This is a genomic window from Streptosporangium sp. NPDC053982 (assembly GCF_055585205.1).
Genome location: NZ_JBVJKQ010000001.1, coordinates 253448 through 270373 on the forward strand (window position 1 = coordinate 253448; position 16926 = coordinate 270373).

At 73.9% G+C, this 16926-nt stretch carries 17 protein-coding genes; 12 read left to right on the plus strand and 5 right to left on the minus strand.

Annotation, left to right across the window (positions count from 1 at the left end; genetic code table 11):
- The first annotated feature begins 574 nt into the window (after positions 1-574).
- The 12 genes from ACZ6W9_RS01140 (at position 575) to ACZ6W9_RS01195 (ending at position 11829) form a co-directional block, all read left to right on the plus strand.
- The gene (locus tag ACZ6W9_RS01140) at positions 575-1282 is read left to right on the plus strand and encodes a CpaB family protein (protein WP_389958470.1); all 708 of its coding nucleotides are present in this window, start codon (positions 575-577) and stop codon (positions 1280-1282) included.
- A 1-nt stretch (position 1283) separates the two neighbouring features.
- The gene (locus ACZ6W9_RS01145; RefSeq protein ID WP_389958473.1) at positions 1284-2039 is read left to right on the plus strand and encodes a CpaE/TadZ family protein; all 756 of its coding nucleotides are present in this window, start codon (positions 1284-1286) and stop codon (positions 2037-2039) included.
- Complete coding sequence (locus tag ACZ6W9_RS01150; protein ID WP_362928877.1) at positions 2036-3337, plus strand: CpaF family protein; 1302 nt, start codon at positions 2036-2038, stop codon at positions 3335-3337. The genes ACZ6W9_RS01145 and ACZ6W9_RS01150 overlap by 4 nt, the downstream gene beginning before the upstream one ends.
- Positions 3334-4218 carry a type II secretion system F family protein gene (locus ACZ6W9_RS01155; protein WP_362928879.1) on the plus strand — a complete coding sequence of 295 codons (885 nt, stop codon included), beginning with the start codon at positions 3334-3336 and terminating at the stop codon, positions 4216-4218. The genes ACZ6W9_RS01150 and ACZ6W9_RS01155 overlap by 4 nt, the downstream gene beginning before the upstream one ends.
- The gene (locus tag ACZ6W9_RS01160; protein WP_362928881.1) at positions 4215-5150 is read left to right on the plus strand and encodes a type II secretion system F family protein; all 936 of its coding nucleotides are present in this window, start codon (positions 4215-4217) and stop codon (positions 5148-5150) included. Before ACZ6W9_RS01155 ends, ACZ6W9_RS01160 begins: the two co-directional genes overlap by 4 nt.
- Positions 5151-5152: 2 nt before the next feature.
- Entirely contained in the window at positions 5153-5419 is a 267-nt protein-coding gene (locus ACZ6W9_RS01165; RefSeq protein ID WP_470116514.1) for a hypothetical protein, read from the plus strand.
- 76 nt (positions 5420-5495) lie between these two features.
- Positions 5496-5942 carry a TadE/TadG family type IV pilus assembly protein gene (locus ACZ6W9_RS01170; RefSeq protein WP_389958478.1) on the plus strand — a complete coding sequence of 149 codons (447 nt, stop codon included), beginning with the start codon at positions 5496-5498 and terminating at the stop codon, positions 5940-5942.
- Complete coding sequence (locus ACZ6W9_RS01175) at positions 5939-6478, plus strand: TadE/TadG family type IV pilus assembly protein (protein WP_389958481.1); 540 nt, start codon at positions 5939-5941, stop codon at positions 6476-6478. Before ACZ6W9_RS01170 ends, ACZ6W9_RS01175 begins: the two co-directional genes overlap by 4 nt.
- Positions 6475-6939, plus strand: coding sequence for a pilus assembly protein TadG-related protein (locus tag ACZ6W9_RS01180; RefSeq protein ID WP_470116515.1), 465 nt, complete (start codon positions 6475-6477; stop codon positions 6937-6939). Before ACZ6W9_RS01175 ends, ACZ6W9_RS01180 begins: the two co-directional genes overlap by 4 nt.
- A gap of 143 nt (positions 6940-7082) precedes the next feature.
- Positions 7083-10073, plus strand: coding sequence for a BTAD domain-containing putative transcriptional regulator (locus ACZ6W9_RS01185; protein WP_470116516.1), 2991 nt, complete (start codon positions 7083-7085; stop codon positions 10071-10073).
- Between the two features lie 143 nt (positions 10074-10216).
- Entirely contained in the window at positions 10217-10894 is a 678-nt protein-coding gene (locus ACZ6W9_RS01190) for a hypothetical protein (RefSeq protein WP_389958490.1), read from the plus strand.
- Positions 10891-11829, plus strand: a complete 939-nt coding sequence (locus tag ACZ6W9_RS01195; protein WP_389958493.1) for a hypothetical protein — start codon at positions 10891-10893, stop codon at positions 11827-11829. The genes ACZ6W9_RS01190 and ACZ6W9_RS01195 overlap by 4 nt, the downstream gene beginning before the upstream one ends.
- 69 nt (positions 11830-11898) lie before the next feature.
- Here ACZ6W9_RS01195 and ACZ6W9_RS01200 read toward each other — a convergent pair whose 3' ends face one another.
- The 5 genes from ACZ6W9_RS01200 to ACZ6W9_RS01220 all read right to left on the minus strand — a co-directional run bounded on the left by ACZ6W9_RS01200 (position 11899) and on the right by ACZ6W9_RS01220 (position 16903).
- Entirely contained in the window at positions 11899-12423 is a 525-nt protein-coding gene (locus tag ACZ6W9_RS01200; protein WP_389958496.1) for a methylated-DNA--[protein]-cysteine S-methyltransferase, read from the minus strand.
- Positions 12420-13868 (minus strand): DNA-3-methyladenine glycosylase 2 family protein, encoded by a 1449-nt coding sequence (locus ACZ6W9_RS01205; protein ID WP_389958499.1) that lies wholly within the window; start codon positions 13866-13868, stop codon positions 12420-12422. Before ACZ6W9_RS01205 ends, ACZ6W9_RS01200 begins: the two co-directional genes overlap by 4 nt.
- Positions 13869-14068: 200 nt before the next feature.
- Complete coding sequence (locus ACZ6W9_RS01210) at positions 14069-15016, minus strand: NYN domain-containing protein (protein ID WP_362928900.1); 948 nt, start codon at positions 15014-15016, stop codon at positions 14069-14071.
- A gap of 100 nt (positions 15017-15116) precedes the next feature.
- Positions 15117-15314, minus strand: coding sequence for an acyl-CoA carboxylase subunit epsilon (locus tag ACZ6W9_RS01215; protein ID WP_389958505.1), 198 nt, complete (start codon positions 15312-15314; stop codon positions 15117-15119).
- A complete protein-coding gene (locus tag ACZ6W9_RS01220) occupies positions 15311-16903 on the minus strand; it encodes an acyl-CoA carboxylase subunit beta (RefSeq protein ID WP_389958508.1) in 1593 nt (530 codons plus the stop codon). The genes ACZ6W9_RS01215 and ACZ6W9_RS01220 overlap by 4 nt, the downstream gene beginning before the upstream one ends.
- Between the last annotated feature and the right edge of the window lie 23 nt (positions 16904-16926).

The window sequence follows — 16926 nt, forward strand, 5'->3', positions numbered from 1 at the left end:
GCGGGAACCGCCCGGGACGAGGTGTTCGCGGCGATGCCGCGGGGCCCGGGGTGGTATGTGGAAAACATTCCCGCCTGTGGACAACCGTCGGATGTGACCGGCCGGTCATGCCGTTCTAATGGGGTTCGATGGTGCCAGGGACGGGGTGCGGGCTGGGGACGGGTCGCCCCTTCCTGTGGATAACCCGACGGTTTCCCCTGTCCCCGAGGTCGCTATATCCGGCAAAAGGTATTTTTCGCCTTAAGTCCGTCAAAGCGGTCATGGGACCCGGGTTTCGGGCGGTCCGGTTCGCGGGCCGGACCGGCGGCGGTGCGGTGCGGCCGTGACCGCAGGGACCGAAGGGAATATTGGGACGGTAGATATATGCATTAATTCATGTCCTTATCACCCGGATAAGCTTCTTGTCATGTGGCGGAAGGGACAGGTTTCATGGAGCCGTCGTTGACAGACCTGTTCCTATCAAACGAGCATGGGACCCGGCTTTTGTCCGGCGCTTCATCGGCATGGTGCGCATAATGGCGTAAATTCAACCAGTAGTCCCAACGCGTTAATCACTCTGGGAGTCCCCCTGCCCATGAGGACCAGTGAGAAGCCGGCGAGCCGCACACCGCTGAACGCCGAGCGGCCGGGGTCGGCGAGTTCCCTTTCCGGCCCGGCGTCGCGCAAGCTCCCCGTACCCCCGCGAGAGCGCAAACCCGCCCTCGCGGCCCTCGCCGTACTGCTCATCCTGGGCGGCGCGCTCGCCACGACCCTCCTGGTCATGCGCAGCGGAGACCGGGTCTCCGCGATCGTGATCTCCCAGCAGGTCGGCGCGGGCCAGCCCTTCACCGAGGCCGTGATGCGCGAGACGCAGATCGCCGACACCGGCGTCGGCTACGTCGCCTGGGCCGACCGCGCCCTCGTCGCGCAGAACTTCGCCCGCGTCACCCTCCTGCCCGGCACCCTCCTGACCCGCGACATGGTCGTCTCCGCCAGCAGGGAGCTCGGCCCCGGCAAGGCGCAGGTCGGACTCTCCCTCAAGCCCGGCCAGATGCCCGGGACGCTGGAGCGGGGCGACCGGGTCCAGGTGATATACGTCCCGAGCCGGGGCGGCGGCGGCAACGCCACCAGCCGGGTGCTGGCCCCCAACGCCCTGGTCCACCAGGTCGGCGGGTCCGGCCAGGCCCAGGGCAGGACCTCCGGCCTGGTGACGGTGATCGTGGACAGCACCATCTCCCCGACGGTCGCCGCCTACGCCTCCAGCGGTGAGATCGCGCTGGCCGAGCTGCCCGGAGCGCGCTGAGGTGGCGCTCATCGCACTGGCCGCCGACAAGGGCGCCCCGGGCGTGACCACGGCGGCCACCGCGCTCGGCGCCGTCTGGCCGCACCCGGTGCTGCTCGCCGAGTGCGACCCGGCCGGGGGAGACCTCGCCTACCGCCTCCCGGCCGCCGACGGCGGGGTCCTCAACCCCGCCCGGGGACTGCTGACCCTGGGCGCCACCGCCCGCCGCGGCCTTCGCCCCGAGCAGATCCACGAGCACACCCAGAAGATCGTCGGCGGCCTCGACGTGCTGGCCGGGCTGACCCACGGCGAGCAGGCCGCCGGGCTCACCTGGATGTGGGGCCCGCTCGGCCGCGCGCTGGCCGCGCTGCCCGGCGCCGACGTGCTGGCCGACTGCGGCCGCCTCGGCGGGCACCCGCAGACGGCCGAGCTGACGGCCGAGGCGGAGCTGGTGCTGCTGTTCACCAGGGCGAGCCTCGACCACGTCGCCCACCTGCGCGAGCGCCTGCACATCATGCCCCGCGACCCCCAGATCGCGGTCGTGGTGATCGCCGATCCCCGCCAGTACCGCACGGCCATCGAGGAGGTCCGCCGGATCGTCACCGCCACCGGCCGCCGGGTCGCCTTCGTCAGCGGCCTCGCGCACGACCCCAAGGGCGCCGAGCTTCTGCGCGGCCAGTGGGGCGGCCGGCTGGACCGCTCCCTGGTCATCCGTACGGCGCGCGAGCTCGCCGCCCGCGTCGTCGCCACCGTCCGAGCCCCGGAGCCGGCCGTATGACCGTCGACCACACCCTCGTGAAGCGCTTCCGGCAGGAGGTCGGCGACCGCCTGGCCCACCAGCGCCGCCTCGACCAGGCCGGCGGCCTGGCCCCGATGACCGGCGAGGACGAGCGCCAGTTCGCCCGGGCGCTGATCGCCCAGGTGCTGGAGGAGTTCGCCCGCGGCGAGATCGGCGTCGGCCGCACCCCGCCCACGGCCGAGGAGGAGGAGGCGCTCGCCGCCGGCATCCACGCGGCCCTGTTCGGCGTCGGCCGCCTGCAGCCGCTGCTGGACGACCCCGAGGTCGAGAACATCGACATCAACGGCTGCGACCGCGTCTTCGTCGGCTACGCCGACGGCCGGGAGGGCCTGGCCGAGCCGGTGGCCGACAGCGACGACGAACTGGTCGAGCTGATCCAGATCCTCGCCGCCTACAGCGGCCTGTCCAGCAGGCCGTTCGACACCGCCAACCCCCAGCTCGACCTGCGCCTGCCGGACGGATCCCGCCTCTCGGCGGTCATGGACGTCACGGTCCGCCCGGCCGTCTCCATCCGCCGTGCCCGGCTGGGCAAGGTCTTCCTCAGCGACCTGGTGGGCAACGGCACGCTCACCCCGGAGGTGGGCCGCTTCCTGTCGGCCGCGGTCGCCGCGCGGAAGAACATCATGATCTCCGGCTCGACCAACGCCGGGAAGACCACCCTGCTGCGCGCGCTGGCCAACGAGATCCCGCCCACCGAGCGCCTGATCACCGTGGAACGGGCCCTGGAGCTCGGTCTCGACCAGTTCCCCGAGCTGCACCCCAACGTCGTCGCCTTCGAGCAGAGGCTGCCCAACTCCGAGGGCCAGGGCGAGATCAGCATGGCCGAGCTGGTCCGCCGCTCCCTGCGCATGAACCCCTCGCGGGTGATCGTCGGCGAGGTCCTCGGCGACGAGATCGTCACCATGCTCAACGCGATGACCCAGGGCAACGACGGCTCGCTGTCCACCATCCACGCCAACTCCTCGATGGAGGTCTTCAACCGCATCGCCACCTACGCCCTGCAGGCGACCGAGCGGCTGCCGATCGAGGCCACCCACATGCTCATCGCGGGCGCGATCGACTTCGTCGTCTTCATCGAGAAGCGCAACGAGTACGCCGCGGGCGGACGGCTGCGCCGCTTCGTCTCCAGCGTGCGGGAGGTGGCGGGCGTGGACGGCCGGGTGCTGTCGTCGGAGGTGTTCGCCCAGGCGCCCGACGGCCGGGTCCTGCCGCACGCCCCCCTGTCGTGCGCCGAGGAGCTCGCCCGGCACGGCTACGACCCGGGAGGCTGGTCATGATCCCCGTCCCGCCCGGGCTGCTCGACCCGCTGGTGATGCTCGCCGGCGCGGCCGTCGGCGCGGGACTGTTCCTGCTCGGCCTCGCCCTGTACGGCGTGCGCCCCCGCCCGGCCGTCCCCGGTCGCGGCCCCCGCCGCAAGGAGGTCCTGCGCGCCCTGTCCACCCGCTCGGCGGTCGGCGCGATCGCCGGGGTGGTCGTCCTCGTGGTGACCGGCTGGCCGGTCATGGCGGCGGGCGCCGTCCTGCTCGCCCTGGGCTGGCGCGGCCTCTCCGGCGGCGCGGCCGAGGAGCGCACCGCGATGCGGCGGCTGGAGGGACTGGCCGCCTGGACCGAGTCGCTGCGCGACACCATCGCCGGGGCCGCCGGCCTGGAGCAGGCCATCCCCTCCTCCATCAGGGCCGCGGCCCCCACGCTCCGCCCGCACCTGCGCTCGCTGGTGGACCGCCTGCACACCCGCATGCCGCTGCCCGACGCGCTGCGGCTGTTCGCCGACGAGCTCGACGACCCCTCGGCCGACCTGGTGGTGGCCGCGCTGATCCTCAACTCCAAGCTGCGCGGCCCCGGCCTGCGCGACGTGCTGGGCGCGCTCGCCGTGTCGGCCCGCGAGGAGCTCGACATGCGCCGCCGTGTCGAGGCCGAGCGCCGCTCCACCCGGCGCAGCGTGCAGATCGTGGTCGGCACGGCCGTCGCCTTCGCCGTCGCCCTGGTGGTGTTCAACCCCTCCTACGTCGAGGAGTACGACAGCACTCTCGGCCAGGCCGTGCTCGTGGTGGTCGCCGGGTTCTTCGGAGCCGGGTTCGCCTGGATGCGCCGCCTGGCCCGCTTCGACAAGCCGGCCCGGCTGCTGGGCCTGCCGTCCACGGGGGAGGCGCACGAATGACCGAGGGAGTGCTCGCCGGGGGCGTGCTGGGGCTCGGCCTGTTCCTGCTGGTCCGGGCGCTGTTCCCGGCCCGGCCCGGCCTGGTGTCGCGGCTGCTGGCGCTGGACGCCGCCCGGGAGGGCACCGACGCGCCGCGCGCCCGGCTCGTCCTGCCCGACGAGGAGGTCAGCGCCTTCCGGCGCTCCCTGGGGGAGCGGCTGGCCCGCTTCTACGCGGCGCGCGGCTGGGAGGCCCGCTCGGCCAGGGCCGACCTCGCGCTGCTCGGCAGGTCGTTCGAGGGGTTCCTCGCCACCAAGGCGCTGCTGGCCGCCTCCGGGCTGCTGGCGTTCCCGCTGCTGGTCGGCTGGCTGGTGCTGATGGGGTGGGGCGTCTCGCTCACCGTGCCGCTGTGGGCCGCGCTCGCGGTCGCCGGGGTCTTCTTCGTCCTGCCCGACCTGCAGACCAAGCGGGACGCCGCCCGGATGCGCCGTGACTTCCGGCACGTCGTCGGGGCCTTCCTGGACCTGGTCGCGATGAACCTCGCGGGCGGGCGCGGTGTGCCCGAGGCGCTGATGATGGCGGTCTCGGTGGGCAGCCCGAACGCCGACGACGACGGCGCCAACTGGGCGATGTCCCGCATCCGCGAGGCCCTGGGCAACGCCCGGATCGTCGGCATCACCCCCTGGCAGGCGCTCGGGCAGCTCGGCGACGAGATCAACGTCGACGAGCTGCGCGACCTGTCCGCCGCGCTCGGGCTGGTCGCCGACGACGGCGCCAAGGTCCGATCGTCCCTGACCGCCCGCGCCGCGACCCTGCGGCGCCGCGAGCTCGCCGAGGTGGAGGGGCAGGCCGGCGAGCGCTCGCAGTCGATGCTCGTCGCCCAGCTCCTGCTCTGCGCGGGCTTCGTGATCTTCCTGAGTTACCCGGCCGCTATGAAGATGTTGGGGTCCTGACCATGCTGAGCAACCATCCGTGGATCGTCTATACGGCCGCGTTCCTGAGCACGAGGATCGAGCGGGCCCGCAACGCCCCCACCCGGGGCGCCTCGGCCGTCGAGTGGGTCATCATCACGGCGATCATCGCCGGGGTCGCGCTCGGCCTGGCCACCCTCATCAAGACCCTCGTCGAGGGCAAGCAGGCCGAGATCTCCAACCAGTTCGGCGGGGGCGGAGGCGGCGGGGGCGGCGGAGAGGGGAACGGCGGTGGCTTCGGTGACGGCTGAGCTCCGCCGGGAGCCCGCCGCCGGGAGCCGTGCCCGTTCACCCGCCGGCGAGGGCCGCGGCCGTTCACGGGCCGCCGTGAGGGCCACCGTACGGACGACCGCGCGGACCGCCGTACGGCGCCGCCGGGAGCGCGGGGCCGCCGCCGTGGAGCTGGCGATGATCATGCCGGTGGTGCTGGCGATCATCCTGCTCGTCGTGCAGTTCGCCCTGTGGTTCCACGGGCGGCAGGTCGCCGACGCCGCCGCCCGGGAGGGGGCCCGCCTCGCCCGGATCGACACCGACTCCTGGGAGTCGGACGCCACCTCCAGGGCCGAACAGGTGCTCAGGGCGGTCGGCCCGAAGCTTCTGGAGGGCGCCGCCGTGACGGCGTGGGACGAGGACGGCCGGCGCGGCGTCGAGATCACCGCCACCGCGGTCCAGGTGGTCCCGCTGCTGCCGTCCACGACGCTCACCATCACCGCGCGGTTCGGCGGCCCCGTCGAGTGCTTCCGGCCCGACGACGGGAGCGAGGGATGCCCGTGAGCGCCCTCGCACGGCGCGGCGGACGGCGGTCGCCCCGGACCGGGAACCCCCGGACCGGAAGCCCCCGGACCGGAAGCCCCTGGCCCGATGGCCCGCGGTCCGGCCCGCGCGGCAGGACGCCCGCCACCCGGCACGGCCCGCGCGGCGAACGCGGCTCGCTGACCGCCGAGACGGTCCTGCTGGCCCCGGTCTTCCTGCTGTTCCTGCTGCTGCTCGTCGGCGCGGGAAGGCTGGTCGAGGCCCAGGGCGAGGTCAACGGCGCGGCCAGGGACGCGGCGAGGGCCGCCTCGGTCGAGCGCTCGTTCGCCGACGCCGAGTCGGCGGCGCAGGAGGCGGCGCGGGACTCCCTGTCGGGGCAGTGCGAGCCGCAGGTCAGCCTGGAGGGCAGCCGGTGGGAGATGGGCGGCCGGGTCCGGGCCGAGGTCACCTGCTCGCTCGACCTGAGCTTCCTCGGCTTCGGCGCGGCCAAGGACATCGAGGGCGACTCGGTGGTCCCGCTGGAGCGGTTCCGGCGGGTGGAGGAGGACGGGGGATGAGCGCCATGCGGCGGTCGCCGCGTTCCGGACCGGTCCGGCGGGCGGGCGAGCGGGGGTCGATGTCGGTCTTCACGGCGGTCTTCTCCGTGGCGGTCTTCCTGCTCGCCGGGCTCCTGGTGGACGGCGGCGCCGCCATCAACGCCCGGCTGCGGGCCGCCGACATCGCCGAGCAGGCGGCGCGGGCCGCCGCCGACCGGATCGACGAGGAGACGCTGCGCGCCACCGGCCAGGTCCGGCTCATGGACGAGGGCGAGGTCTGCGCCGAGGCCGAGGAGATCGTCTCCGCCCACGCCGCCGGCGACGTCCGGATCGCCGGGTGCTCCGTCGGCGCCGGGCAGGCGGAGGTCACCGTGGGGGTCACCGTCCCCTGGAAGGCGATCTTCCTCGCCGCGCTGGGCTTTCCGGGCTCCGATATGAAGGCCGAGGTCACCGCGGGCCCGGACGCCGGGGACGACGCCTGATGGCCCGTCCCGCCCCGCCCGGGCGCCGCCCCGGCCCGCCGCGGACGGCGAGCCATGCCGATCGGGGCGTACCGCCCGCCCGGCCCGCAGGACGGGGCGAACCTGGACGAGGAGGGAGACAGGGAGGGATGGGAGGGAGAGGCATGCCACCGCGACAGCCCGTGCGCATCAGGCCCAGGCGCACGCCGGGCGACGTGCTCGCCGGACTCGGCGCGCTGGTGCTGCTGGCCGCGCTCGTCGGCGGGGTCCCCTACGCCCTGCTGCGGCTGGCCGGGCCGCCCCTCCCTCCCGAGCTGCTCGACCTGGACGTGCTGACCAGCCAGGTCGGCACCAGCACGATCATCGCGATCCTCGTACTGCTGGTCTGGCTCGCCTGGCTGCAACTGGCCGTCTGCGTGATCGTCGAGGTCTACGCCGGGATCCGCCGGGTCGGCATGCCGGCCCAGGTGCCGTTCTCCGGCGGCACACAGGCGCTGGCCAACCGGCTGGTCTCGGCGGCGCTGCTGCTGTTCACCGTGTCGGCGGTGGTGGTGCCGATCGCCCGGCCCGGCGGCCTGCCGGTCGGCCCGCCGGTCGCCGCGGCCGCCGCGGACGCGCTGTCGGCGCTGCCGGCCCCGGTCGCCGGGGAGCGGGCGCCGCTGACGCCGGTCGCCGAGGTCAAGAAGGTGTACGTGGTGCAGCCGCCGCACGGCCGCCACCACGAGAGCCTGTGGGAGATCGCGGAGAAGTGCCTGGGCGACGGCCGCCGCTATCCGGAGGTCTACCGGCTCAACCAGCACAAGGAGCAGCCCGACGGCAGCCGCCTGCACATGGCCGACCTGATCAGGCCCGGCTGGGTGCTCGACATGCCGGACGACGCCAGGAACGTGCACATCGTCCCGGTGGACCAGCCGCGCGACGAGACCCTCAAGGACCATCCGTACAAGCCCGCCGAGCTCGACGGACGCACCCAGCACGTCACACCCGGCGCCCGGGACCTCCCGGCGGGGGAGGAGACGGGGACCGGGCACCACACCGGGAGGCACACGGAGGTCTCCCCGCCCCAGGACACCTCGGTCCTGCCCGGCGACGGCTCCGGAGACCGGCGGTCCGGCGACCCCGGGCGGGTGGAACGGCCCGCCCCCGCCGAGACCGGCCGCGGCACCGCGGAGCCGTCCCGGACCGGCGAGCACGCCGACCCCGCCCGGACCGGTGAGCGCGCCACCGGGCGGGAGCACGCGCCGGGCGACCCGGGCCGGGGAACCGTCACGGAACGGCCGGTCCCCCCGGACTGGGCCGCCGAGCCCGAGACCGGGGCGCCGCTGCTCGACTACCTCGCCGGGGCCTCCCTGCTGGCGGCCGGGGTGCTGGCCGCCCTCGGCGGCAGGCGCAGGCGGCAGCTCTGGGAGAGGGCGTTCGGCCGCCGGGTGGTCCGGCCGCGCGACGACGCCGCCGAGGCCGAGGTCGCGCTCAGGATCGGGGCCGACGCACCGGGCAGCCGGATGCTCGACCTCGGGCTGCGGCTCCTCGGCAGGTCGCTCGCCGGGCAGCGGCGCGTCCCGCCGACCGTCTACGCCGCCTACCTGTCCGCGCAGACCCTCGACCTGTGGATCCACCCGCCGCAGGAGGACGCCCCCGCCCCCTGGGTCTCCTGCGACGGGGGCCAGGTCTGGCGGCTGTCCGCCGAGGAGGGCCGGATGATCGACGAGCGGTCCCTCGCCGACGCGCCCGCGCCGTACCCGGGGCTGGTCTCGCTCGGCTCCAACGGCGAGGGCCGGGTGCTCGTGGACCTGGAGGCGGCCCACGGCCTGATCAGCCTGAAGGGGGAGCGGACCACCTCGGCGCTCGCCGCGCTCGCCGTGGAGCTGGCCACCAACCGCTGGTCCGACCGGATGCGGATCACGCTGGTCGGCTTCGGGGAGGAGCTGGCCGTGATCGCCCCCGACCGGATCCGGTGCGCGGGCTCCCTCGCCGAGGTCCTGCCCGAGCTGGAGGCCACCGCGAACGAGCGCGGCCACGGCGACGACGTGCTCACCGGCCGGATCCACGGCCGCGCCGCCGACCCGATCTGGCCGCCGCACTACGTGCTGTCCGCGGTCGCCCCTACGCCTGAGGAGGGCCGACGCCTGGCGCTGCTGGCCAGGAGGGGCGTCCGTACGGCCGCCGGGTACGTCGTGGCGGGCGAGGCGCCGCACGCCACCTGGAACTGGGAGATCACCGAGGACGGCCGGGCGCTCGTCGACGCGCTCGGCTTCGACGTCACCGCCCAGCTCCTGCCCCGACGCCACTACCGCTCGCTGGTGGAACTGTTCCACACCGCCGACCGGCTCGACGGCGAGCCGCTGTCCGACGGGCCGCTGTCCGACGGGCCGGAGTCGCGGTGGGCCGCCGGGGCGCCCTCGGTCGAGGTGCGGATCCTCGGGCCGGCCGAGGTGCTCGGCCCGCCGCCGATGGAGGAGGGCCGCGCCGCCCTCGCCGCGGAGCTCGTCGTCTACCTCGCGACCCACCCGGCCGGCGTCCACCCGGTCGTGCTGGGAGGCATCCTGTGGCCGCGCGGCGTGCAGTCCGCGGTCCGGGACGCCACCATCGCCCGGGTCGTCGACTGGCTGGGCACGGACCGCTCCGGCCGGCCCAACCTCCACACCGACGACTCGGGCCGGCTCCGGCTGGGCCCCGAGGTGCGGACCGACTGGTCGCTCTTCCGCGCGTTCGCCCGCCGGGCGCAGGCCGACCCGACCATGCGCGCCGTACTGCTGGAGAAGGCGCTGGGGCTGGTGCGCGGCCCGCTGCTCGCCGACCGCCCGCGCGGCCGGTACGCCTGGCTGGCCGCCGACGACCTGGAGTACGACGTGACCGCCGCCGTCGCCGACGCCGCCCACCGGCTCTGCGAGGTACGGCTGGCCCGCGGCGAGGCCGACCGGGCCGTCGCCGCGGTGCGGGCCGGGCTGCTGCTCGCCCCCGACGACGAGGGGCTCTGGCGCGACCTGCTGCGGGCCACCCACCTCACCGGCGACGCCGCCAGGCTGCGGGCCGTGGCGGACGGCCTGCACCGGCGCTCCGCCCGGCCCGGTGGGGGCGGGATGGCGCCGGAGACCGAGGCGCTCATCGACGAGCTGCTGCCCGCGTGGCGGATGCGCTCGGCGCCGTCGGCATGACCGCGCTGAACGGCGAAGCCCGCCGGGCGGAGAACGCGAGGACGGAAAAGACACGGATGACCGGGGACGGAGGGAGGAGCGGAACCATGCTGATTCGTGCATACCGGTGGTTCCGTGCGGCGGGCGCTCCTAACGTGACCGTCATGCGAGCGTTGGCCGCGCTGGCCCTGGCCGCGCCGGTGGGCTGCTCCTCGCCGCCCGCCCGGCCGTTCACCCCCGTCGACCTCCCGGCCGACCCGCCGGGCGCGTCGCGGGACGCGGCGGGCAGCCCCGCACCGGGCGGCACGGACGGCCCGCGGCGCACCGACGGCGCCGTCTCCGGGCCGAAGGAGGAGACCATCGTGATCTCCCCCGGCGTGCGGGTGGTGGTCGAGTGGCCCGCGGTGTCCGACCCCGACACCACGGGGATGATCAACGCCTTCCGCGACTACCGCGCCGGGTCGTACAGCGCCGTCGTCACCCGGGGCGCCGACACCGCCTACCTGAACGCGATGCGGGACGAGGGGGCCTGGCAGGGCCGCGAGTGGGTGGGACGGTTCATCGAGCACCGCACGTCGCTGCGGGGCGTCTCCCGGATCTACGCGATGAACGTCGCCGCGGTCGACGGCCGGGGCGCGACGTTCAAGGCCTGCGTCGACGAGACCGGCATGCGACTCCTGGACGCCGGAACCGGGACGGCGGTCCGCAAGCAGCCGTCGTGGACCCGGAAACCGTTCCTGCAGACCGCCGGGATGCGCCGCGGTGACGACGGCGTCTGGCGGATCGTGCTGCTCCAGTATGAGGACCTGCCCAGTGAACCCGCGAAGGGGTGTCTCCGATGATCGTGAATGTGGCCGTCGCGGGCCTGCTCCTGCTCGCCCCCGGCCCGCAGCCGGACGGCGGCGGCGGTGGCGGGGTCCGGACCAGCCAGAGCGGCAACACGAGCAGGATCGAGCTGTACAACTCCCAGATCCGCCTGTCCGGGTCCGGCCTGGGCGCCAAGAGCGACGGGTACCAGGTCAAGCGCCACTGCTGGTACGAGCCGGGCAACAACGCCGAGGACGAGATGAAGTTCCGCAACGACCGGCAGAACAGCGCGGAGCGGACCTGGGGCGAGACCCCCGACGACGGCTACCTGGACAAGTACAAGGACAAGGTGGGCCAGGAGGGCCGCTGGTGGCACGTCGCGCACGACGGCACCGACGCCGGCGTCTCCTGCTTCGGCGGCATGGAGCCCGAGATCTGGGTGCCGCCGAACACGACCCCGCCCAACGCGATCACCATGCAGGAGCTCCTCGACATCGCCCGCGCCGCGCTGACCGTGCCCGAGCCGAAGATCAAGCTGAACCCCGACGTCAAGAGCTACGTCAACCTCCCGACCTGGGTCTGGCTCGACGACGTCGGCCAGACCACCAGGTCGGTGACGGCCACGATCCCGGGCTACATGAGCGCCACCGTGACCGCGAACCTCCACGACATGACGATCAAGTCCGGGACGACCGAGGACCGGGCCAGGGTCATGACGGACTGCGGGCCGACCGGCAAGCCGTACACCAAGGGCGGGACGTTCACCTGCGGCGTCCAGTACCTCCACGCCTCGGTCGACCAGCCGCGCGAGGTCTACGAGCTGACGGTGACCTCGGTGTGGGAGGTGACGGCGCAGGGGCAGGGCGGCGTCGCGCCCTTCGCCTACGACCCCTACGACCCCATCCAGGTCGGCGCGACCCGCGACGTCGAGGTGGGCGAGGTGCAGAGCACCGTCACCGGGACCGGCTGAGGCGCGGCGCCCCGCCGTCCGCGGATCGGCTGAGGCGCGGACGGCGGGGCGCCGGACCGGACCGGGCGGTCAGCCGACGGCCTTCTCGTGGGCGAGCAGCCACTGCTTGACCGGGGTGCCGTAGTAGTAGCCGCCGAAGCCGCCGGTGGACGGCAGGACGCGGTGGCACGGGACGAACGGCGCGATCAGGTTCTGCGCGCACGCCCCGCCGGCCGCCCTGGCGGCCGTCCTCGGCATCCCCGCCCGCTCGGCGAGCTCGGCGTAGGTGACCGTGGTCCCGGCCGGCACCTCCCGGAGCGCGGTCAGTAGCCGCTGCCGCCTGGGCGACCCCGGCTGGGACACCTCGACGGCGTCGAGCGCCGCGAGGTCGCCGTCCAGATAGTCGCGTACGGCCCGCGCCGCGTGACCCAGGTCGTCCACCCTGGCGAGGCCGTGAGCCCGCATCGCGGGCGAGAGCCTGGCGAACATCTCCTCCGGGTCGGCGGTGAAGCCGGCCGCGACGAGGGTCCCCTCGTGCGAGAGCAGCGACAGCGGCCCGGCCGGGGTGGGCAGGACCTGCGCCTCGATCGTCGTGGTGACAGTGGTGGTGATCATTCCGAACTCCAGAGATGTAGCGCGGCGTAGGCCCGCCAGGGCCGCCACCGTTCGATGTGGTCATCGGGAATGCCCAGGCACGCCATGGCTCGCCGTAGCCCGAGGTCCCCCCGGGGCCAGGCGTCCGGGTCGCGCAGGGCGCGCAGCGCGATGTAGCCGGCCGTCCACGGGCCGATCCCCGGCACCTCCAGCAGCCGGGCGACCGCCTCGGCCGGCTCCTGGGCGCCGTCCAGGTCGATCTCGCCGTCGGCGACCTTCGTGGCGAGCGCCTTCAGCGTGGTCACCCGCCGTCCGGTCAGCCCGAGCCCGGCGAGGTCGGCCTCAGCGAGGTCGGCCGCGGTGGGGAACAGGAGGTGCGGGCCGTCCCCGCCGGCGCAGCCCCCGTCCGCGCCGCTCGCCCCGGCCGTGACGAGGCCCGCCGTACGGCCGACGCGCGCGGTGAGGCGGCCCAGGATGGTGCGGGCGCCCGCGACGGAGATCTGCTGGCCGATCACGGCGCGGACGGCGGCCTCGAAGCCGTCCCAGGCGCCGGGGACGCGCAACCCGGGCCGGGCGGCGACCAGCGGCGCGAGAGCGGTCTCGCCGAGGGCGCCGGAGATGGCCTCGGGGTCGGCGTCGAGGTCGAGGAGGCGGCGGGCGCGGGCGACGACGCGGGCCAGGTGGCGGGTGTCGTCGAGGGTGACGTCCAGCCGGACGTGGCCGGGGAGCGGGGTGAGGGTGATCGTCCCCTGCGGCACCGCGCGGCGGTAGGAGGTCTCGTCGGCCTGCTCCAGCCCCGGGATCGCCCGCGCCGCCAGGAACCGCATCAGCGTCCCGGCATCGTACGGCTCGCGCCGGTGCAGCCGGAGCGTCAGCGCGTTCCCCGATGCGGCGCGGCCCGCGGTGGCCCGCAGCTCGCCGGGGGTGAAGCCGTAGGTCTCCTTCATGGTCGCGTTGAACTGCCGGACGCTGCCGAAGCCCGCGGCGAACGCCACGTCGCTGATCGGCAGCCCGGTCTCGGTCAGGAGCTGCTTGGCCAGCAGCAGGCGCTTGGTCCTGACCACGGCCAGCGGCCCCACGCCGAGCTCGCCGGCGAACAGCCGGTGCAGGTGCCGCTCGGTGATGTGCAGCCGCCCGGCCAGCCGGGTGATCCCGCCGTCGTCGGCCACCCCCTCGTCGATCAGGCGGAGCGCCCGGCCCACCAGGTCGCCGCGGTGGTCCCAGCCGGGGTCGCCGGGGCTGAGCTCCGGCCGGCAGCGCTTGCAGGGCCGGAACCCGGCGGCCTCGGCGGACGCCGCGTGGCGGTAGAAGCGGACGTTGCGCGAGGTCGGGGTGCGCGCCGGGCAGACCGGGCGGCAGTAGATGCGGGTCGTGGTGACCGCCGTGTAGAACCGCCCGTCGAAGCGGGCGTCCCGGGCGGCCACCGCTCGGTAACAGGAGTCGAAGTCGAGCTCTGTCGCGGACACACCTGAAACGTTAGCCCCAGCGCAGGGGGACGGCTGGCGGGAATCGGACGCGACCGTGAACCTCCTCCCGGACGCGACCGCCGGGCCGGGCCCGGGAGGAGGGACCGGATCGGGAGAGGGCCCGGGAGGGGCCGGATCGGGGTGGAACCGGGCCGGGCCGGAGCTGGAACCGGGGGCGGGGGCCGCCCGGCGGTCCGGGGTCAGCGGGAGGAGACGCCGACCCCGATCTCGAACTCGCGGTAGACGCGGGCCCAGAAACCGTCGCGGAGCCACACCCGGGCCTCGGGGTAGGGGCGCAGCGAGTGGCCGAGCTCCTTCTCCGCCTCGATCAGCAGCTCGGTGTCGATCACCGTGGGCAGCAGCGGGCCCGGCAGCAGGTCGCGGATGTTGTCGCGGCCGCGGGTGAGGATCCACTTCTGGGCCACGTGCTCGCCGACCTCCTCGACCCGCGGGCGGCTGGGCCCGAGCTTGGCGGCCTGGCCGGGGGAGACCTTCGGCTTGATCGAGGCGGGCGTCCGCCCGGCGAAGACCTGGGCGGGGGAGGGGGCGGTGGCGACCGGGGTGACCGGGACCGGTGCGGGGGCGCGGCTGAAGAAGGAGCGCAGGAAGTCGGCGCTGATGATCTCGACGGTGTCGGCCTCCCAGACCAGGCGCTCGGCCTGGTTGGTGCCGTACGGCGGCTCCACCCCCCACAGGTGGATCCGCACGCCGTACGCCTGGGCGGCCTCGACGGCGGGGACCATGTCCTCGTCCCCGGCGAGCAGGATCGTGTCGCTCACCGCGTGGTGGCGGGCCAGCGCCTCCAGGTCGCTGCGGATCTGCGCGTCCACGCCCTTCTGCTGCCCGCGCGCGTTGAGGTTGCCCAGGCGCACCTTGACCCACGGGAGCTGGGCGATGACGCGCTGGTCGACGGTCGGCACCCGGTCACGGGCGGCGTCGTACCAGTAGATCCGCAGCAGCTCGCCGTGGATGCGCGTCTCGGCGTGCTTCTGCAGCGCCTGGATCAGCTCGTCGGCCGCGACGCGGTATTCCTTGCGCTCCTTGGCGCCAAGCAACACCTCCCCCGCCGCGGCGTACAGGTATCCCACGTCGACCAGGACGGCGTACTTCGCGATGACGGGGTGCGAGGTGAGGTCCAGGATGGTCATGTCGTCCTCCAGGCCTCGGACTAGCTGATCGGCTGGCTATATACGCCCATTTCTTAGATAGTCCCAACTCTCGTGCGGCTTGACACCCTGTTCCCGAGATCTATCGCGGTAATCCGCTGGATCGCCAGGCGCCTTGTCCGGTGGGGAGTGGCTTTCGCAGTCGGTAAGCGGGATCGCGCCAGTTCCCCGGCTTTCGTACGGTTTCACCCTCCGGTGCGGTCCTCGAGGTGATCGCGATCACCAGCGCCGCGACCTCCTCGGGCCCCGGCTCACCATGGACGATCCTCAGCTCGGTCACAGCGGAATGTTCCCATGCTTCTTCGGCGGAAGGGTGGCGCGCTTGTTACGCAGGGCGCGCAGGGCGCGGACGATCTGCACGCGCGTGTCGGAGGGGCGGATCACCGCGTCGACGTATCCGCGCTCGGCCGCGAGGTACGGGTTGGCCAGGGTGTCCTCGTACTCGGTGACGAGCCGGGCGCGCTCGGCGTCGGGGTCGCCGGACGCCATCAGCTCGCGCCGGTAGAGGATGTTGACCGCGCCCTGCGCGCCCATGACGGCGATCTGCGCGGTGGGCCAGGCCAGGTTGACGTCGGCGCCCAGGTGCTTGGACCCCATGACGTCGTAGGCGCCGCCGTACGCCTTGCGGGTGATGACGGTGACGAGCGGGACGGTCGCCTCGGCGTAGGCGTAGAGCAGCTTGGCGCCGCGGCGGATGATCCCGTTCCATTCCTGATCGGTTCCAGGAAGGAATCCGGGAACATCCACAAATGTCAGCACGGGAATGTTGAAAGCATCGCAAGTGCGGACGAATCTCGCCGCTTTCTCCGACGCCGCGATGTCCAGCGTGCCGGCGAAACTCATCGGCTGGTTCGCGACGATCCCCACCGGGCGCCCCTCGACGCGGCCGAAGCCCACCACGATGTTCGGCGCGAACCGCGCGTGCACCTCCAGGAACTCCTCGTCGTCCAGGACGTGCCCGATCACCGTGTGCATGTCGTAGGGCTGGTTCGCCGAGTCGGGGATGAGCGTGTCCAGCTCGCGGTCGGCGTCGGTGACCGACAGCACCGGCTCGGTCTCGAAGACCGGCGGCTCGTCCAGGTTGTTGGACGGCAGGTAGGACAGCAGCGCCCGGGCGAACTCCAGGCAGTCCTCCTCGTCGGACGCCTCGTAGTGCGCCACGCCGGAGCGGGAGTTGTGCGTGTGCGCGCCGCCCAGCTCCTCGAACGTCACCTCCTCGCCGGTGACCGTCTTGATCACGTCGGGGCCGGTGATGAACATGTGCGACTTCTCCGACACCATCAGCACGAAGTCGGTGAGCGCGGGGGAGTAGACGGCGCCGCCCGCGCACGGGCCCATGATCAGCGAGATCTGCGGGATCACGCCGGAGGCGTGGACGTTGCGCTTGAAGATCTCGGCGTACAGGCCGAGGGAGACCACGCCCTCCTGGATGCGGGCCCCGCCGGAGTCGTTGATGCCGACCACCGGGCAGCCGGTCTTCAGCGCGTGGTCCATGACCTTGACGATCTTCTCGCCGAAGACCTCGCCCAGCGAGCCGCCGAAGACCGTGAAGTCCTGGGCGAACACCGCCACCGGCCGGCCGTCCACCGTGCCGTGGCCGGTCACCACGCCGTCGCCGTACGGGCGCTCGCGCTCCAGGCCGAAGCCGCTCGACCGGTGCCGGGCCAGCTCGTCGAACTCCACGAAGCTGCCGTCGTCCAGGAAGGAGAGGACCCGCTCCCTGGCCGTCATCTTGCCCTTGGCGTGCTGTCTGGCCACCGCGCGCTCGGAACCGGCGTGCTTCGCCTCGTCCAGACGCCGCTCCAGGTCGGCGAGTTTGCCCGCCGTGGTGTGAATGTCGATTCCGGTGGCCACCGGCTCAGCGCTCATCGGTTCCTCACACTCGTCGTCGT

Coding starts and splice junctions, on each gene's coding strand:
- ACZ6W9_RS01140 (WP_389958470.1), top strand. CDS start 575: ATGAGGACCAGTGAGAAGCCGGCGAGCCGCACACCGCTGAACGCCGAG.
- ACZ6W9_RS01150 (WP_362928877.1), top strand. CDS start 2,036: ATGACCGTCGACCACACCCTCGTGAAGCGCTTCCGGCAGGAGGTCGGC.
- ACZ6W9_RS01155 (WP_362928879.1), top strand. CDS start 3,334: ATGATCCCCGTCCCGCCCGGGCTGCTCGACCCGCTGGTGATGCTCGCC.
- ACZ6W9_RS01160 (WP_362928881.1), top strand. CDS start 4,215: ATGACCGAGGGAGTGCTCGCCGGGGGCGTGCTGGGGCTCGGCCTGTTC.
- ACZ6W9_RS01165 (WP_470116514.1), top strand. CDS start 5,153: ATGCTGAGCAACCATCCGTGGATCGTCTATACGGCCGCGTTCCTGAGC.
- ACZ6W9_RS01180 (WP_470116515.1), top strand. CDS start 6,475: ATGAGCGCCATGCGGCGGTCGCCGCGTTCCGGACCGGTCCGGCGGGCG.
- ACZ6W9_RS01185 (WP_470116516.1), top strand. CDS start 7,083: ATGCCACCGCGACAGCCCGTGCGCATCAGGCCCAGGCGCACGCCGGGC.
- ACZ6W9_RS01190 (WP_389958490.1), top strand. CDS start 10,217: ATGCGAGCGTTGGCCGCGCTGGCCCTGGCCGCGCCGGTGGGCTGCTCC.
- ACZ6W9_RS01195 (WP_389958493.1), top strand. CDS start 10,891: ATGATCGTGAATGTGGCCGTCGCGGGCCTGCTCCTGCTCGCCCCCGGC.
- ACZ6W9_RS01200 (WP_389958496.1), bottom strand. CDS start 12,423: ATGATCACCACCACTGTCACCACGACGATCGAGGCGCAGGTCCTGCCC.
- ACZ6W9_RS01210 (WP_362928900.1), bottom strand. CDS start 15,016: ATGACCATCCTGGACCTCACCTCGCACCCCGTCATCGCGAAGTACGCC.
- ACZ6W9_RS01220 (WP_389958508.1), bottom strand. CDS start 16,903: ATGAGCGCTGAGCCGGTGGCCACCGGAATCGACATTCACACCACGGCG.